This is a genomic window from Sphingomonas sp. Leaf339, assembly GCF_001426195.1.
Lineage (GTDB): Bacteria > Pseudomonadota > Alphaproteobacteria > Sphingomonadales > Sphingomonadaceae > Sphingomonas.
Genome location: NZ_LMRS01000001.1, coordinates 137,476 through 153,119 on the forward strand (window position 1 = coordinate 137,476; position 15,644 = coordinate 153,119).

A 15,644-nucleotide genomic window follows, 5' to 3' on the forward strand; every position below is an offset into this window, starting at 1 on the left:
AAAAGGGCGTCTCCGATGGGGGCGCCCTTTTTCCGTTCGGCCGCAGCGGGGCGGGTGATCGCGGTGGACAGGCTTCGACGGATCGATCATCTTCTGCGGCGCCGACCGGGGGGATGGGCGATGCCGCTGCGATACGCACACTGGGTTCTGCTGGGCGTTCTGGCACCGCTGGTCCTGATCGCCTTCTGGCCCGCTTATTGGGGTGATCTGCCCCACGCGTCGCTGGCGTTTCACATCCACGGCCTCACCGCATCGGCATGGCTGCTGCTGGTTGCTGCGCAAAGCTGGACGATCCATGCTCGTCGGCGAATATTGCACCGGGCGATGGGGCTCGCGGTGTTCGTCGCGGTGCCCTTGTTCGCCGCTGGCGGCGCGCTGGCCCTGCATAGCATGGCGGTGAAATATGCGACGGCTAGCCACCCGTTCTATGCCGTCTTCGGTCCACGTCTGGGTCTGCACGACATCGTATCCACGACCGCCTTGGTCGCGATGGTGGCGGCGGCGCTTCGCCATCGTCGCCACGTTGCCCGTCACGCGCGTTACATGGTGGCGACGGTCCTGCTCGTCCTGCCGCCGATCATGGCACGGTTGCCGATCCCCGTGCCGCCCGACCTGCATCCCGGCGAACTTGTCGGAACGGGGATCGCGCTCACGCTCTTTGCCACCGCACGGCGCGACGGCCGGCCGTTTCTGATCGTCGCGGGGGTCATGACGCTGGAGGTGATCCTGTTCGAGACGGTCGGCGCATCGCATCCATGGGCCCGCGCTTTTGCCGGAATCGCTTCGCTGCCGCCGGGGCCGCTGGCGCTGGGCGCGATGGCAGCGGCGGCGGCCATGCTGGTGCTGACGTGGCAACCCCCGCGCCGCCCCGCGTCGGCCGGGTTGCACCGGGCCGAAGCGGCGACGGCCCGGCCCCTTCCCCCCCAGCGCTAGGGTCGCTAGAGGCCCGACATGGAACACCCCGACAGCATCCTCATCGTCGATTTCGGTAGCCAGGTGACGCAACTCATCGCCCGCCGTGTGCGCGAGGCGGGCGTCTATAGCGAGATCGCTCCCTTCCAGTCCGCGGCCGACGCCTTTGCCCGGATGCAGCCACGGGGCATTATCCTGTCTGGCGGCCCCGCATCGGTGCTGGACGAGAACAGCCCACGCATCCCCGACGCGATCATGAACAGCGGCCTCCCGATGCTCGGCATCTGCTACGGCCAGCAGGCGCTGACGCAACAGCTCGGTGGTCGGGTCGAAAAGGGCATGGGCGGCGAATTCGGCGAGGCGTTCGTGTCGGTCGATGCCACCTGCGCGTTGTTCGACGGCCTGTGGGGCGAAGGCGAACGTCATCAGGTTTGGATGAGCCACGGCGATCACGTCGCCGTGATCGCGCCCGGCTTTCATCCCGTCGCCTCCAGCCCCGGCGCGCCCTTCGCGATTATCGCCGACGAGGCCCGGCAAATCTATGCGATGCAGTTTCACCCGGAGGTGGTCCACACGCCGGACGGGTCGAAGCTGATCGCCAACTTCGTCCGCCATGTCTGTGGTCTGCCCGGCGACTGGAGCATGGCCGGCTTCCGTGCCGCCAAGATCGCAGAAATCCGCGCGCAGGTCGGCACCGGCAAGGTTATCTGCGGCCTGTCCGGCGGGGTCGACTCGTCGGTCGCGGCGCTGTTGATCCATGAGGCGATCGGTGACCAGCTGACCTGCGTGTTCGTCGATGGCGGCATCCTGCGCGCGGGCGAGGCCGAGCAGGTCGTCGGCCTGTTCCGCGGCCACTACAACATCCCGCTGGTTCATGTGCAGGCGCAGGACCTGTTCATGGACGGCCTCGCCGGCGTCACTGACCCGGAGGCCAAGCGGAAGTTCATCGGCAAGACCTTCATCGACGTGTTCGAGGCAGAGGCGAACAAGATCGGCGGTGCCGAGTTCCTGGCGCAGGGTACGCTGTACCCGGACGTGATCGAGAGCGTCAGCTTCACCGGCGGGCCATCGGTGACGATCAAGAGCCACCACAATGTCGGCGGCCTGCCTGAACGCATGAACATGCAGCTCGTCGAGCCACTGCGCGAACTGTTTAAGGACGAGGTCCGCGTGCTCGGTCGCGAACTGGGGTTGCCGGACGTGTTCGTCGGTCGCCACCCATTCCCCGGACCCGGCCTCGCGATCCGCATCCCCGGCGAGGTGACGCGGGAGCGCTGCGATATCCTGCGCAAGGCGGATGCGATCTATCTGGAAGAGATCCGCAGCGCGGGGCTGTACGATGCGATCTGGCAGGCGTTTGCCGTGCTGCTGCCCGTCCGCACCGTCGGCGTGATGGGCGATGCCCGCACCTATGATTACGTGCTGGCTCTGCGCGCGGTGACCTCGACCGACGGCATGACCGCGCAGGCCTTCTCTTTCCCCGGAGACTTCCTGCCGCGCGTCACGACGCGGATCATCAACGAGGTGCGCGGTATCAATCGCGTGACCTACGACTATACGTCAAAGCCGCCCGGCACGATCGAGTGGGAATGAGGCGTCGCGATTAAAGCCTGATTAGCTGGTGGAACGCCTGCGTGACGGAGTCGTCCGTCACCGGTTTCACCAATATCCTCGCTGGCGCACGACAGGGATCGCATTCGTCGGGACTGGCGGTGATGAAGATCACCGGCGTCGGCCCAAGCGCGTCGAGAATGCGCGACACCGCCGCAGGGCCGCAGCCACTTTCCAGCTTAACGTCCGACGTGATGAGAGTGGGATGATGCTGGTGCGCCATCTCCACCGCCTCATCCTCGGTCGCAGCGAACGAGAAGGACGTGGCGCCGGCGTCGGTGAGGATCATCTCGATGTTCATCGCAACCAGCGGCTCGTCCTCAATAATCAGAACGTGGCACACTGGACGTCTCCGCTAACCTGGATCAGCTTTTAACGGTCCTCGCGCTGGATAAGGTCCGTCCTATTGTATTATATTAAGGATTGGCCAAATCCGCGCGACCAAGGACAGGTTCTTGCGCCGCACCTTGGCCTTGCGGGCCTTTTCGGTTAACGCGCGGCGATCATGTCCAGTCGTCCGCAAACGCTTTATGAGAAGATCTGGGCCGCCCATGTCGTCGAACGTCGCGACGATGGTACGTGCCTGATCTATATCGACCGCCACCTCGTCCATGAAGTGACCAGTCCGCAGGCCTTTGAGGGGCTTCGCGTCGCCGGACGACGCGTGCGACGGCCCGAGCTGACACTGGCGGTGCCGGACCATAATCTGCCGACGACGCCGCGGGTCGATGCCGCTGGCCGCCTGCTGCCGATCGCCGACAAGGAAAGCGCGGCGCAGCTCGACGCGCTCCGCCGCAACACCGCCGAGTTCGGTGTCGATTACATCGACGCAACCGCGGCCGAGCAGGGCATCGTCCATGTCGTCGGGCCGGAGCTGGGCTTCACCCTACCGGGGACGACCTTGGTGTGCGGTGACAGTCATACCTCGGCGCATGGCGCGCTGGGGGCGCTAGCGTTTGGTATCGGCACGTCGGAGGTCGAGCATGTGCTCGCCACGCAGACGCTGTTGCTGTCGCCGTCCAAGACGATGGAAATCCGCGTCGACGGTGCGTTGGGCTTCGGCGTGTCAGCCAAAGACGTGATCCTGGCGATCATCGGCAAGATCGGTGCGGCGGGCGGTACGGGTTATGTCGTCGAATACACCGGCGAGGTGATCCGCAACCTGTCGGTCGAGGGACGACTGACGATCGCCAATATGTCGATCGAGGGCGGAGCGCGTGCCGGCCTCGTTGCACCGGACGAGACGACGTTCGACTATATCAAGGGTCGGCCGATGGCGCCGGCGGGCGCAGACTGGGACCGCGCGGTGGCGTGGTGGCGGACGCTGCCGAGCGATCCGGGCGCGAAGTACGACCGGACGGTGATGCTGGACGCCAGCGATATCGCGCCGTCGCTGACCTGGGGCACCAGCCCGGAGGATGTCGTGCCGATCACCGGCGCGGTGCCCGATCCGGACAGCTTCGCCGATCCCGCCAAGCGCGCGGCCGGGTGGAAGTCGCTCGATTATATGGGCCTGACGCCGGGCACGCGGATGCAGGACGTGGACATCGGCCATGTCTTCATCGGCAGCTGCACCAACAGCCGGATCGAGGATCTGCGCGCGGCCGCCTCGGTGGCCGATGGTCGCCGCGTCGCGGACGGCGTGCGGGCGATGGTGGTGCCCGGATCGGGCCTGGTAAAGCGGCAGGCGGAGGCCGAGGGGCTCGATCGCATCTTCACTAACGCCGGGTTCGAATGGCGCGAGCCGGGCTGTTCGATGTGTCTGGCGATGAACCCGGACAAGGTGCCGCCGGGTGAGCGTTGTGCCTCCACCTCTAACCGCAACTTCGTCGGTCGGCAGGGGCCGGGGGCGCGGACGCATCTGTTGTCGCCGGCGATGGCGGCTGCGGCCGCGGTGACGGGACGGCTGGCGGATGTCCGTGATCTGATGGGAGCGAAGTCATGAAGAAGGTTCTGGTGATGCTGATCGCCGGTGCGGTGCTGAGCGGCTTTGCGGCGTACAGCGCGACGGTGGCGAAGCCGCTGCCACCGGTTCGGGCGGGCTGATGCAGCCGGTCACCGTCGTCACCGGCACGGCCTATCCCTGGGGAGCGAAGAACGTCGATACCGACGTCATCATTCCGGCGCATTGGCTGAAGACGATCTCGCGGACGGGACTGGGCCGCGGCGCGTTTGAGACGGTGCGGGCGCAGCCGGACAATATCTTCGACAATCCGCGCTATGCCGGATCGCCGGTGCTGATCGCGGGCGACAATTTCGGTTGCGGTTCCAGCCGCGAACATGCCGCCTGGGCGCTGGCGGACATGGGCGTGCGAGCGGTGATCGCGCCGAGTTTTTCCGACATTTTTTCGGGCAATGCCTTCAAGAACGGCATCGTCCCGGTCGTGCTGCCGCAGGACGCGGTGGACCGGCTAGTCGAGGTGGCAAAGGATCAGCCGGTGACGGTCGATCTGGAGACGATGACGGTCACGACGCCGTTCCAGGACCGCTTTCCGTTCGAGCTCGATTCGTTCCGCCGCCAGTGCCTGATGGAGGGGCTGGACGAGATCGGCTTGACCTTGGCGCGAGATACCGCGATTTCGAAATTCGAGGGAGCGATGGCCGAACATCGCCCTTGGATCGAGGAGAGGCGCGGATATGAAGGTGTTGTTGTCGAGGGTGCCGGGCGGACCTGATCTTCTGGAACTGAGTGAGGTCCCCGATCCGCCGGTCGCGGCGGGGCAGGTGCTGGTCGCGGTGAAGGCGTGCGCGATCAACTACCCCGACGTCCTGATCATCGAGGACAAGTACCAGTTCAAACCGCCGCGCCCCTTCGCGCCGGGCGGCGAGATCGCCGGGGTGATCGAGGCGATCAGCGATGGCGTGACAGGCTGGCAGGTCGGCGACCGGGTGATCGGCATGGTCGGCCATGGCGGGCTGGCCGAGAAGGTCGCGGTGGAGGCGGGGCGGCTGTATCGCCTGCCACCGGAGCGCGATTTCGCCGAGGGGGCGGCGTTGCTGTTGACCTATGCGACGACGATCCACGCGCTGATCGATCGCGGGCGGCTGGCGGCGGGGCAACGTCTGCTGGTGCTGGGCGCGGCGGGCGGTGTCGGGCTGGCGGCGATCGAATTGGGCAAGGCGTTCGGCGCACAGGTCGTCGCGGCGGTGTCGTCGGACGAGAAGGCGGCGGCGGCCAGCGCGGCGGGGGCGGACGAGACGATCGTCTATAACCGCGCGCCGTTCGACAAGGAACAGTCTAGGGCGCTGGCCGACCGGTTCAAGGCGGCCGGGGGCACGGCCGGGTTCGACGTGATCTATGATCCGGTCGGCGGTGACTATGCCGAACCGGCGCTCAGGTCGATCGGCTGGGAAGGCCGCTATCTAGTCGTCGGTTTCCCAGCGGGTATTCCGAAGCTGCCGCTGAACCTGACCCTGTTGAAAAGCTGCGACGTGTGCGGCGTGTTCTGGGGCGCGTTCGCGGCGCGCGATCCGGCGGCGAACGCGGCGCATATCGATCGGTTGTTCGCACTGTGGGAAGAGGGAGCGATCGCGCCACGCGTGACGGCGCGCTTTCCGCTGGAACGAGGTGGCGAGGCGATCGCGACGATGGCAGCGCGCGGGGCGATCGGGAAGCTGGTGGTGACGATGTAGGGGCACGTTGCGCGATGGCGTCGGCGCGCCTATCTCGACGGAGATATGCGATGGGGAAGCCGCCGATGACCAGTTTCGACGATCGCGAGCGCGCGTTCGAGGCGAAATATGCGCGCGATCAGGAGATGACGTTCCGGATCACCGCGCGGCGCAACCGGCTGCTCGGCCAATGGGCGGCGGTGCAGATGGAGCTGACCCCGGCTGAGGCGGACGCCTATGCGAAGGCGGTGGTGCAGGCCGATTTCGAGGAATCGGGTGACGAGGACGTGATCCGTAAGCTGGTCGGCGATCTGACCGCGGCGGGGATCGAAACCGACGAGGGCACCGTCCGCCGCGCGCTGGAGGAACGGCTGATCGAGGCGCGTCGCCAGTTGATGGAGGCGCAGTAAGCGATGCCGATGGCCGCCGAAGAAATTGTCGCGATGATCCGCGACGCCATCCCCGATGCCGAGGTGGAGATCACCGATCTGGCCGGCGATGGCGATCATTATGCCGCGCGCGTCGTATCGCCCAGCTTTGCCGGGATGCCACGCGTGCGCCAGCACCAGAAGGTTTATGCGGCACTGGGTGGTCGCATGGGGGGCGTGCTGCACGCGCTCCAACTGACTACCGCCGTTTCTTGAGGAAGACGCAATGACTGACGACGCCAACGCCCGCATCGATGCGGTAGTCAAAGCCAACAAGGCCGTATTGTTCATGAAGGGCAGCCCGCTGTTCCCGCAGTGCGGCTTTTCCAGCCGCGCGGTGGCGATCCTGAACCATCTGGGCGCGGAGTTCGAAAGCGTCGACGTGCTGCAGGACCAGGGTATTCGCCAAGGGATCAAGGCCTATTCGGATTGGCCGACGATTCCGCAACTTTATGTCGATGGCGAGTTCGTCGGCGGATCGGACATCATGATGGAGATGTACGAGAGCGGCGAACTGGCCGAGTTGTTCGGGGCGGAAAAGACCGACGCCTGACGGGCGAGGGAAGGTTTGATGTGACGACCACGGGCGCCGGGGAGGTGCCCGTTTTCGTTTGTGGTTGTCGCCTACGGCTCACTAGCGGGTCTGGAATCGCTTCTTCTCTTCCCGGCGTCGGATCTGAGTTCGGCTTCATTCATCTGCGGCTCGATCAGCGCCATGGAAGCATTGCGCGCAAGCGGGGGTCACGCAGCCACAGTCCTGCCCAGGCGCCAACGCCCAGCGCCACGTTGACGATTTCGGGCAGGATCAACGCCTGCGTGACACGCAGATGCGCGGCGATGGCACCGCCGACGAACCCGGTGATGAGGATAGCGCCTAACACGGCCGTGCAAGGGATCGCGTAGACCGCGCCGCTGACGAGGGCGAGCACGGCAACGGGAAACAGTGTCGCCGAACCCCAGCCATCCGATGACATGTCGGATGCGAACACCTGAGGGTGCAGTAACCCGACCGCTCCGTCGATGATCATGAGAAGAGCCACCAGTGTACTTATCATGACACCGGCGCGATGCTCGATCGTTCCCTTGGTCATCTTCAATCCCCCTTTGCGACCCGCGTGAAGCTAGAGGGAGGATGTCAAATAGCGCCAGTCCCTTGGACTGCGGCCAAAACGTGCACTCCCCCGGCTTGTCCCTGTCAGCGGGCATCGCTAGCCTCGCCGGATAGGGGAGCATCGAAAAACCATGAAGATCGTCATGCTGGCGCTGCTGATGGCAGTATGGCCCACCGCCGCGTCGGCGGAATGGCGTGTCGCCCGCAGCGATCATTTCACGATCTATTCCGAAGATGATGGCAGGACGCTGGCCGATTATGCCGGCAAGGTGGAACGCTTCGATAGCGCTCTGCGGCGGCTGCGCCGGGTGGAGGATCATCCGGTCTCCCCCGCCAACCGGGTGACGATCTTCGTCGTGCGCAGCACATCGGCCGTTCGCAAGGTACTGGGCGGCGACAATGCCTGGGCGGCCGGTTTCTATCGACCCCGTGCGGCGAATTCCGTGATCGTCACGCCCAGCCTGCGCTTTGCCGGCGTCGATGGACGCGGGGCGCTCGATCCGATGACCGTACTGCTCCACGAATATACACACCATTTCCTGCTGGAGAATTTCGCGGCGGCCTATCCGGCATGGTTCGTGGAGGGCTTCGCGGAATTCGCCTCGGCGGCTCAATTCGACGATAATGGCGCTGTCGGCATCGGTCTGCCCGCGCAGCACCGCGCGCGGACGCTGATGCGTCCGCAGTTCCTGACGCTGTCCGAAATGTTAACGGACGATCAGCGCACTCTGAGCAAGAGCGAGCGACCGAACCTGTATGCGACCGGTTGGCTATTGACCCACTATCTGATCTTTTCAGATGCGCGCAAGGGTCAGCTCAGCCGGTATCTGACCGCCATCAACGATGGCGAGCCGCGCGCGGCGGCGGCCAAGGCCGCCTTCGGCGATCTCAACACCCTGGATCGCGAACTCGATGCGTACATGAAGCGCAAGCTCGATTACATCCGCATACCACCTAGCCAGCTCACTGGCGGCAAGATCGAGATTGAGGAAGTGTCGCCCGGTGCCGCAGCCGTCCTGCCGCTCAAGATGCGGCTGAAGCGGGGCGTGCTGCGCCCGGACGCGGCGGCGTTCGCGGCGCTGGCGCGAACCGCCGCCGCACCGTTCCCGAATGATCTGGACGCCCAGCTTGTTCTGGCGGATGCCGAGGCGTTGGCCGGCAAGCTCGATGCGTGCGACACGGCCATCGCGCGCGCGCTGGCCGCGCAGCCGAACTCCCCCGATGCGCTGATGGCTCGCGCCGCCAGCATGATGCGTCGCCGCGACGAGGCGGGGGCCAAGGCGGATTGGCCCGCCATTCGAACCGCCATCAGCCGCGCGAACAAGGCGGAACCGGACAGTCCGCTGCCGCTCATCCTTTATTACGACAGCTTCGTCGCTGCCAACCAGCCGCCGCCGAAACTGGCCGTCGACGGTCTGGAGCGAGCGTTCGAGCTTGCCCCGCAGGACGGCGGCCTACGATTGCGTCTGGCCACGCAGTTGGTGAGGGACCGGCGTTTCGACGAAGCGCGGATGGTGCTGGCACCGCTCGCCTATGCGCCGCACGTCGGCGCGCAGGTAGAGGCCGCCCGCGCGATGCTCGATCGCCTGCCGATGGATAATTCGGCGCACACGGTAAGCTGAACGAAGAAGCCGGGTGCGGGTGGACCGGTGCGAGACGGATCGCGAGCGACCGGTCCACCCTGCTGAAAGCGCTGATGCTTCGGCTGTCCTTATCGTAGCAGGGCGCGTGCCAGTTCGGCGAACGGCTGCATTCCTGCGGCATCCTGTGGTTAACGGGCGGGGGCGGGGTGCGGCGGTCGTAAGATATTCCGACACTTGGCGAGCTACATTGACTACGTCCGTAATCGGTGCGACTACAGGCGTAGTCAATGAGGGAACGAGTCGTGGCCGAACGGATCAGCGATGCCGAGCATGCCGTGATGGAGGTGCTGTGGGAGGAATCGCCGCTCACCGCGCAGGATGTGGCCGAACGGGTCGATCCGGCGCGGGACTGGAGTGCCAATACCGTCAAGACGCTGCTCGGGCGGCTGCTGGGCAAGGCGGTGATCGCGCATGAGCAGGATGGCCGGCGTTACCTGTACCGGCCGCTGGTGGCGCGCGACGATTATGTCGCAGGGGAATCGCAGCGACTGATCGACCGGCTGTTCGGCGGACGGCTGATGCCGTTCGTGGCGCATCTGGCCGAACGGGACGAGCTGACCGCGCGCGACATCGCCGAGATCGAGGCGATCCTGAAGGAGCTGAAGGCATGACCGGCTGGGCGGTGGAGGCACTGATCGCCTCGGCGATGCTGATGGCGGTGGTGCTGCTGGTGCGGGCGCCGGTGCGGCGACTGTTCGGGCCGCAGATCGCCTACGCATTGTGGGCGCTGCCGATGCTGCGGATGGTGACGCCGCCGCTGCCCGCCGATTGGCGCGAGCAGGCCGTTATGCCGATCAGCCGGACCAGCGAGGCGGTGACGGTGCTGATCCTGCCCTCTACGGCGCCGGGTCATGTGGCGGCGGCGGCTGCGGCGGTCGAGCCGGCGGCGGCGGCGCTGCCCTGGGGCGCGATGATCGCGGCGGCATGGTTACTGGGGGCGGGGGCGTTCTTCCTGCTGCATGTCGTGCGGCATCGGCAATTCTGCCGGCGATTGCTGCGGGATGCGCGGACGCTGGACGAGATCGATGGCGTGCGCGTGATCGAGACGGCGGCGGCGGCGGGGCCGCTGGCGTTCGGCACCGCGCGGCGCTTCGTGGCGTTCCCCGACGATTTCTCCGACCGTTATGACGCGGACGAGCGCGAACTAGCGCTGGCGCACGAGCTGGGTCACCACGCGCGCGGCGACCTGATCGCGAACTGGGCGGCGCTGGCGCTGCTGGCGGTGCACTGGTTCAATCCGCTGGCGTGGCAGGCGTTCCGGGCGTTTCGCTGCGATCAGGAACTGGCCAACGACGCACGCGTGCTGGCGGGACGCAGCCGTACCGATCGCCACATCTATGCCTGCGCGATTGTGAAGGCCGCGCATGGCGGCGCGATCTCCGCCGCTTGTCACCTGCACACTATCACCGATCTGAAAGGGAGACTGAGGATGTTGACGAATACACGTCTATCGCGTGCTCGCCTGGCCACCGGGGCGGCGGCGGTGCTGGGGTTCGTGGTGACGGGATTGGCCGTGACCGCATCGGGGACGCAGGCAGCGGCGGCCATCACCGAACGGGTGGAACGCGCGACGGGCGTGCAGATCGCCGCGCCGGCGGTGCCGCCCGCACCAGTCGCGCCTGCCGCGCCGGCGGCACCGGCGCCAGGCGACAAGACCACGAAGCGGGTTGTGATCGTCAAGGATGGTCGCTCCACCACCTATGTCGGCGCCGACGCCGACCGGTTCCTGACGGCCAACCGGATCATGGTGCCGATGCCGCCGACGCCACCTGCGCGAGCGGACGGGGCAAGGCCGCCGCTGCCGCCGGTGCCGCCGCGCGTCATGGTGATGCGGACGAACGGTGACACGATTGTCGATGGCGGCCATGGCCCGGTGGCGATCCGCGGCGGCGATTGCCAGCCAGCCTCTGACACCGAAACGGTGATCCATCGGCAGGAGAACGGCCGGCGGGTAACGGTGATCTGCAACAACCGGATTTCGGTGCAGGCGGACGTCGCGATGCGCGTGGCGATGGCGTCACGTCAGGCTGAGTTCGCGGGGCGGCAGGCGGGTTTTGCTCAGCGGCAGGCGGCAATGGCGGGACGGGAAGCGGACCGGGCGGCGCAGCAAGCAGCGATCGCCGAACGTCGCGCTGGCGAGGCGAAGGCATCGGGCCTGAAGCAGGCGATCGCCAGCATCCAGACGGCCCGCACCTCGATCGAGAACAACCGCAACCTGACGGGAGAACAACGGGCAGAGGCGCTCGCCGGGCTGGACGAGGCCATGGCCGAAGTGCGCAACGAGTTGTAGGACTGACCCGACCGGGGACAGCGGGTGCTACGGGCGGGGCTTGCCATCACGGCGCTCCGCCGCCACATCGGACGGTAATGGCCGATCTACCGACCGGAATGCCGATCCAGCTCGAACCGCTGGTGATCCGCGTGCTGGCGCCCAATGCCTCGGCCTACACCTATACCGGCACGCAATCCTATGTCGTCGGTGGCGGCGGCAACGTGGCGGTGATCGATCCCGGCCCCGACGATGACGCGCATCTGGGGGCGCTGGAGCGAGCGATCGGTGGGCGACCGGTTCACGCGATCATGATTACCCATCATCACCGCGATCACAGCCCGTTGGCGCGTCGCCTGAGCGCCTCAACCGGCGCGCCGATCATCGGTGCGGCGCCCTTCGCGCCGGACGATCAAGGGAGCCGGGCGGATGCCGCGTTCGATGCGGACTATGCGCCTGACCGGGTGCTGGCGGAGGGCGACCGCGTATCCGGCGCCGATTGGACGCTGACCGCGTTGGCGACACCGGGGCATACGTCGAACCATCTCTGCTTTGCGTTGGAAGAAACAGGCGCGCTGTTTTCGGGCGACCATGTGATGGGCTGGGCGACCAGCGTCGTCTCGCCGCCAGATGGCGACATGGGCGCGTATATGGCCAGTCTGGACAAGCTGATGGGTCGCGACGACCGAGTGTTCTATCCCGGGCATGGCGAGGCGGTGGAGAACCCCCGCCGGCTGGTGCGCGGGATGCTGGGCCACCGCAAGCAGCGCGAAGGCCAGATATTGCGCCTGTTGCGCGAGGACGGACAGGCGATCCCGGCGATGGTCGGGCGGATGTATGCGGGGCTGGACACGCGGCTGTTGCCGGCGGCGGAGCGATCCGTGCTGGCGCATCTGTACGATCTGGCGAATCGCGGGCTGGTGGCGCAGGAGGGTGAGACATGGCGGATCGCGGCGTGATCGATCCGGTGCCAGAGCCCGTGGCAAAACAGGGCGGCGGAGCGGGATCGTTCCTGGCGAAGGCAACCGGCGTCGTCATTCTGCTAGTGCTGGCGGTGCTCCTCGCGTTGCTCGGCGTGCAGCGTTACGTCGCGGACCGACTGACCCCCGATCCGACGACGATCGCCAGTGCCAGCCTGCAAGGGCTGCGCGAACAGAACCGGCTGTCGGCCTTTGCCGCGCGCTATGTTGCGGTCGTCACCTCTCGCCAGTCTCAGCTGGGGTTTTCCACCGAGAAGACGCTCATCATGCCGGGATCGGTGCGGTACGAGGTCGATCTGGGCAAGCTGACCGAGCGCGACGTGGCATGGGATGCGGCGAGCAAGACGCTGTCGGTGCGCTTGCCCGCGGTCGAGGTCGACGGGCCACAGGTCGATCTGGCGGCGACGCGCGAATATGGGTCGGGCGGTGTGCTGACGACCTTCACCGACGCCGAATCGCGGTTGGACGCCGCCAATCGCCGCGCCGGACAGGCCGAATTGCTGCGGCAGGCGCGTGAGCCGACCACGATGCGGCTGGCCAAGGACGCTACACGCCGCGCGGTGGAACGCAGCTTCGCACTGCCGCTGCGCGCCGCCGGACTGGACGCGAAGGTGCAGGTACGCTTCGCCGATGACCCGACGACCACCGATGAGCGTTGGGATGTCTCGCGCTCGCTGGCGGAAGTGCTAGGGAACAGGCAATAGCCGCAACCGACGCGGGCGGAGACGATCGATGGAATTGACGACCAACTTCACCGGGCTCGACCTGCGGGCCGAGATCGACCGGCTCCGCAAGGAGCGCAATGCGGTGATCCTGGCGCATTATTACCAGAAGCCGGAATTGCAGGACATCGCCGACTTTGTCGGTGACAGCCTTGACCTGTCGAAGAAGGCGCAGGCGACCGATGCCGACGTCATCGCGTTTTGCGGGGTGCGCTTTATGGCGGAAACGGCGAAGATCCTGAGCCCACAGAAGATCGTCGTGCTGCCCGACATGGATGCCGGCTGTTCGCTGGAGGATAGCTGCCCGCCCGACCAGTTCGCCGCGTTCCGCGCAAAGCATCCCGATCACATCGCGCTGACGTACATCAACTGTTCTGCAGAGGTGAAGGCGCTGTCGGACGTGATCGTCACGTCATCGTCGGCGGAAGCCATCCTGGCGAAGATCCCGCTCGACCAGAAGATCATCTTCGGTCCCGACCGCAATCTTGGGGGCTATCTGGCACGCAAGACCGGCCGTGACATGTTGTTGTGGCCGGGCGTGTGCATCGTGCACGAGGCGTTTTCGGAAACCGAACTGCTGAAGCTCAAGGCGCAGCATCCCGGCGCCCCGATCGCGGCCCATCCGGAATGTCCGGCGGTCATTCTGGACCATGCCGATTATGTCGGATCGACGCGCGGCATTCTGGAATATGCCAATGCGATGCCGGGCGACACGCTGATCGTCGCGACCGAACCGCATATCATCCACCAGATGGAAAAGGCGATGCCGCACAAGCGCTTCATCGGCGCGCCGGGGGCGGACGGGAACTGCAACTGCAACATCTGTCCGTACATGGCGCTGAATACGATGGAGAAGCTGTACGTGGCACTCCGCGATCTGCAGCCGCGGATCGAAATGGAAGAAGGGTTGCGGCTGCGCGCCAAGAAGAGCCTCGATGCGATGCTGGCGATGGCGGGTGGCACGGTCGGGCAGGGCGATCTGGGGCCGGCGAAAGTAACGGGCGACTGACGGCGTTCAGAACGGCAGGAGTTCACCCTGCCGTTCCACATCGGCAAGGCGAGCGCCGCCGCCCATCGCCTTCACCCTGTACAGGCTGCGATCGGCGCGGGCCATCAGGTCGGCCAGCGGCCTGACCCCGCCATCGTGCACGGCGATGCCGACGCTGGCGCCGCAGATGACGAGATCGCCGTCGATCGCATGGGGTTCGCGCAAGCTGGCGGCGATATCGTTGCCCAGGGCGATCGCACTGTGATTGTCGTGATCGGCGGCCACGACCACGAACTCGTCGCCGCCGATCCGCGTGACCAGCGCATCCGGCCCGGCGACCTGACGCAATCGGTCGGCGGCGGTCTGGAGCAGGCCGTCACCGGCAGCATGGCCATAACGGTCGTTGATCCGCTTGAATCCATCGAGATCGATGTAAAACAGCGCGTCGCCCGCCCGGCCGGCAAATCCCTGTTCCAGTCCGGTGCGGTTCAACAGCCCGGTCAGCGGATCGCGCAACGCCAGGCGCACCATTGCACGTTCCGCCTGCATCGTGGCGACCAGCGCGCGGTTCAAGCGGAACGCACCCGCCGTCATGCCGACCATGAACAACGGCGTCTGCACCAGCACCACGAGCAATGCCGGCTGGTCTGACAGGATTGCGGCAAGGCAGCACGGCCCCAGATTGCAGGTCAGGAGCAGCACCACGAAACGCGGCGCCGCATAATTGCGCAGGCACGCCCCGCCCGCCATGGCCGCCGATGACAGGCAGACGATGACGGTCGATACCCAGTCGCCGGTCGTAATCGTGATGAACCCGCCATACCCTATGCTGAGCGCCCACAGCACCGATATCCAGATGTATAGATCGGTCGGCGTCGATCGTCCGCGCTCGGCCCGGTGCAGCGATACGGCCAGCACCACCAGCCGGACGGTGCAGATCGCCACCTCTGCCACGAACCAGCCGATGAACGGCGCGCTGCCCTCATGCCAGGCGACGACCCCGGTCACGATCACCGAATTGACCAGTGCCGCAAAGAACACGGTCAGCGTGCCGAACAACGTCCCCAGCAACGCCGGGTGAAGTTCAGCAGGCGTGTCACTTCCGGGAAAGGCGAGCCACCGGGTGGTGGCTAGCCGTGGCGCACTGAAACCCATCGAACTGCGTAACACGCCTTGCGTCGTCCTGACCGAATGCCCCCGCACGTTCGGTAGCGGGATCAAATTGATAGTGGATTGATAGGCAACCTGTCCGAAGTTGCGATCGGACGCTAGACGGTGCGACGGCCGTCATGACATTTCCTTGGCCTATCATCATTTACGGGCCGGGCGTGGCGGATGTGTCACGGCCAGGCCCTTGCCGGAAAGTCC

Annotated in this window: 17 protein-coding genes; 14 read left to right on the plus strand and 3 right to left on the minus strand. The window is 66.1% G+C overall.

From position 1 onward, the window contains the following. Positions 1–15: 15 nt before the first annotated feature. Positions 16–933 carry a hypothetical protein gene (locus tag ASG67_RS00645; RefSeq protein WP_056523890.1) on the plus strand — a complete coding sequence of 306 codons (918 nt, stop codon included), beginning with the start codon at positions 16–18 and terminating at the stop codon, positions 931–933. A gap of 18 nt (positions 934–951) precedes the next feature. Beyond that, a complete protein-coding gene (gene guaA, locus ASG67_RS00650) occupies positions 952–2,505 on the plus strand; it encodes a glutamine-hydrolyzing GMP synthase (RefSeq protein ID WP_056523893.1) in 1,554 nt (517 codons plus the stop codon). Between the two features lie 10 nt (positions 2,506–2,515). On the opposite strand, the gene ASG67_RS00655 is transcribed toward guaA, so the two are convergent. Further along, positions 2,516–2,866, minus strand: coding sequence for a response regulator (locus ASG67_RS00655; RefSeq protein WP_056523895.1), 351 nt, complete (start codon positions 2,864–2,866; stop codon positions 2,516–2,518). Positions 2,867–3,028: 162 nt separating this feature from the next. Between ASG67_RS00655 and leuC the strand changes: the two genes are divergently transcribed. The 6 genes from leuC (at position 3,029) to grxD (ending at position 7,116) form a co-directional block, all read left to right on the plus strand. Continuing rightward, positions 3,029–4,468 (plus strand): 3-isopropylmalate dehydratase large subunit, encoded by a 1,440-nt coding sequence (gene leuC, locus ASG67_RS00660; RefSeq protein WP_056523898.1) that lies wholly within the window; start codon positions 3,029–3,031, stop codon positions 4,466–4,468. A gap of 100 nt (positions 4,469–4,568) precedes the next feature. Further along, positions 4,569–5,198, plus strand: coding sequence for a 3-isopropylmalate dehydratase small subunit (gene leuD / locus ASG67_RS00665; protein ID WP_056523901.1), 630 nt, complete (start codon positions 4,569–4,571; stop codon positions 5,196–5,198). Further along, the gene (locus ASG67_RS00670) at positions 5,161–6,156 is read left to right on the plus strand and encodes an NADPH:quinone oxidoreductase family protein (protein ID WP_200940680.1); all 996 of its coding nucleotides are present in this window, start codon (positions 5,161–5,163) and stop codon (positions 6,154–6,156) included. The genes leuD and ASG67_RS00670 overlap by 38 nt, the downstream gene beginning before the upstream one ends. A 65-nt stretch (positions 6,157–6,221) precedes the next feature. After that, on the plus strand, positions 6,222–6,545 hold the full coding sequence (locus tag ASG67_RS00675; protein WP_056526138.1) for a DUF1476 domain-containing protein: 324 nt from the start codon (positions 6,222–6,224) through the stop codon (positions 6,543–6,545). Positions 6,546–6,548: 3 nt separating this feature from the next. Then, positions 6,549–6,779: a BolA family protein gene (locus ASG67_RS00680; protein ID WP_056523904.1), complete on the plus strand. Its 231-nt coding sequence runs from the start codon at positions 6,549–6,551 to the stop codon at positions 6,777–6,779. A gap of 10 nt (positions 6,780–6,789) precedes the next feature. Then, positions 6,790–7,116, plus strand: a complete 327-nt coding sequence (gene grxD / locus ASG67_RS00685) for a Grx4 family monothiol glutaredoxin (protein WP_056523907.1) — start codon at positions 6,790–6,792, stop codon at positions 7,114–7,116. 154 nt (positions 7,117–7,270) lie between these two features. Here the strand turns inward: grxD and ASG67_RS00690 are convergent, their stop codons facing one another. Next, a complete protein-coding gene (locus ASG67_RS00690) occupies positions 7,271–7,654 on the minus strand; it encodes a DoxX family protein (RefSeq protein ID WP_056523910.1) in 384 nt (127 codons plus the stop codon). 151 nt (positions 7,655–7,805) lie between these two features. On the opposite strand from ASG67_RS00690, the gene ASG67_RS00695 reads away from it, so the two are divergent. The 6 genes from ASG67_RS00695 (at position 7,806) to nadA (ending at position 14,297) form a co-directional block, all read left to right on the plus strand. Beyond that, positions 7,806–9,296 (plus strand): tetratricopeptide repeat protein, encoded by a 1,491-nt coding sequence (locus ASG67_RS00695; protein WP_056523913.1) that lies wholly within the window; start codon positions 7,806–7,808, stop codon positions 9,294–9,296. Positions 9,297–9,559: 263 nt separating this feature from the next. Continuing rightward, positions 9,560–9,928 carry a BlaI/MecI/CopY family transcriptional regulator gene (locus ASG67_RS00700; RefSeq protein ID WP_056523916.1) on the plus strand — a complete coding sequence of 123 codons (369 nt, stop codon included), beginning with the start codon at positions 9,560–9,562 and terminating at the stop codon, positions 9,926–9,928. Then, positions 9,925–11,607, plus strand: a complete 1,683-nt coding sequence (locus ASG67_RS00705; protein WP_056523919.1) for a M56 family metallopeptidase — start codon at positions 9,925–9,927, stop codon at positions 11,605–11,607. The genes ASG67_RS00700 and ASG67_RS00705 overlap by 4 nt, the downstream gene beginning before the upstream one ends. A 77-nt stretch (positions 11,608–11,684) precedes the next feature. Further along, the gene (locus tag ASG67_RS00710) at positions 11,685–12,545 is read left to right on the plus strand and encodes an MBL fold metallo-hydrolase (protein WP_056523922.1); all 861 of its coding nucleotides are present in this window, start codon (positions 11,685–11,687) and stop codon (positions 12,543–12,545) included. Further along, positions 12,527–13,270: a DUF4230 domain-containing protein gene (locus ASG67_RS00715; RefSeq protein WP_056523926.1), complete on the plus strand. Its 744-nt coding sequence runs from the start codon at positions 12,527–12,529 to the stop codon at positions 13,268–13,270. The genes ASG67_RS00710 and ASG67_RS00715 overlap by 19 nt, the downstream gene beginning before the upstream one ends. Positions 13,271–13,298: 28 nt before the next feature. Then, positions 13,299–14,297 (plus strand): quinolinate synthase NadA, encoded by a 999-nt coding sequence (nadA, locus tag ASG67_RS00720; RefSeq protein ID WP_056523929.1) that lies wholly within the window; start codon positions 13,299–13,301, stop codon positions 14,295–14,297. 6 nt (positions 14,298–14,303) lie between these two features. Here nadA and ASG67_RS00725 read toward each other — a convergent pair whose 3' ends face one another. Continuing rightward, the gene (locus ASG67_RS00725; protein WP_082543216.1) at positions 14,304–15,431 is read right to left on the minus strand and encodes a sensor domain-containing diguanylate cyclase; all 1,128 of its coding nucleotides are present in this window, start codon (positions 15,429–15,431) and stop codon (positions 14,304–14,306) included. Between the last annotated feature and the right edge of the window lie 213 nt (positions 15,432–15,644).

Excerpts from the sequence above, each read along its gene's own strand:
- ASG67_RS00645 (WP_056523890.1), top strand. The coding sequence starts at position 16 with ATGGGGGCGCCCTTTTTCCGTTCGGCCGCAGCGGGGCGGGTGATCGCG.
- guaA (WP_056523893.1), top strand. The coding sequence starts at position 952 with ATGGAACACCCCGACAGCATCCTCATCGTCGATTTCGGTAGCCAGGTG.
- leuC (WP_056523898.1), top strand. The coding sequence starts at position 3,029 with ATGTCCAGTCGTCCGCAAACGCTTTATGAGAAGATCTGGGCCGCCCAT.
- leuD (WP_056523901.1), top strand. The coding sequence starts at position 4,569 with ATGCAGCCGGTCACCGTCGTCACCGGCACGGCCTATCCCTGGGGAGCG.
- ASG67_RS00670 (WP_200940680.1), top strand. The coding sequence starts at position 5,161 with ATGAAGGTGTTGTTGTCGAGGGTGCCGGGCGGACCTGATCTTCTGGAA.
- ASG67_RS00675 (WP_056526138.1), top strand. The coding sequence starts at position 6,222 with ATGACCAGTTTCGACGATCGCGAGCGCGCGTTCGAGGCGAAATATGCG.
- ASG67_RS00680 (WP_056523904.1), top strand. The coding sequence starts at position 6,549 with ATGCCGATGGCCGCCGAAGAAATTGTCGCGATGATCCGCGACGCCATC.
- grxD (WP_056523907.1), top strand. The coding sequence starts at position 6,790 with ATGACTGACGACGCCAACGCCCGCATCGATGCGGTAGTCAAAGCCAAC.
- ASG67_RS00690 (WP_056523910.1), bottom strand. The coding sequence starts at position 7,654 with ATGACCAAGGGAACGATCGAGCATCGCGCCGGTGTCATGATAAGTACA.
- ASG67_RS00695 (WP_056523913.1), top strand. The coding sequence starts at position 7,806 with ATGAAGATCGTCATGCTGGCGCTGCTGATGGCAGTATGGCCCACCGCC.
- ASG67_RS00705 (WP_056523919.1), top strand. The coding sequence starts at position 9,925 with ATGACCGGCTGGGCGGTGGAGGCACTGATCGCCTCGGCGATGCTGATG.
- ASG67_RS00710 (WP_056523922.1), top strand. The coding sequence starts at position 11,685 with ATGGCCGATCTACCGACCGGAATGCCGATCCAGCTCGAACCGCTGGTG.
- ASG67_RS00715 (WP_056523926.1), top strand. The coding sequence starts at position 12,527 with ATGGCGGATCGCGGCGTGATCGATCCGGTGCCAGAGCCCGTGGCAAAA.
- nadA (WP_056523929.1), top strand. The coding sequence starts at position 13,299 with ATGGAATTGACGACCAACTTCACCGGGCTCGACCTGCGGGCCGAGATC.
- ASG67_RS00725 (WP_082543216.1), bottom strand. The coding sequence starts at position 15,431 with ATGGGTTTCAGTGCGCCACGGCTAGCCACCACCCGGTGGCTCGCCTTT.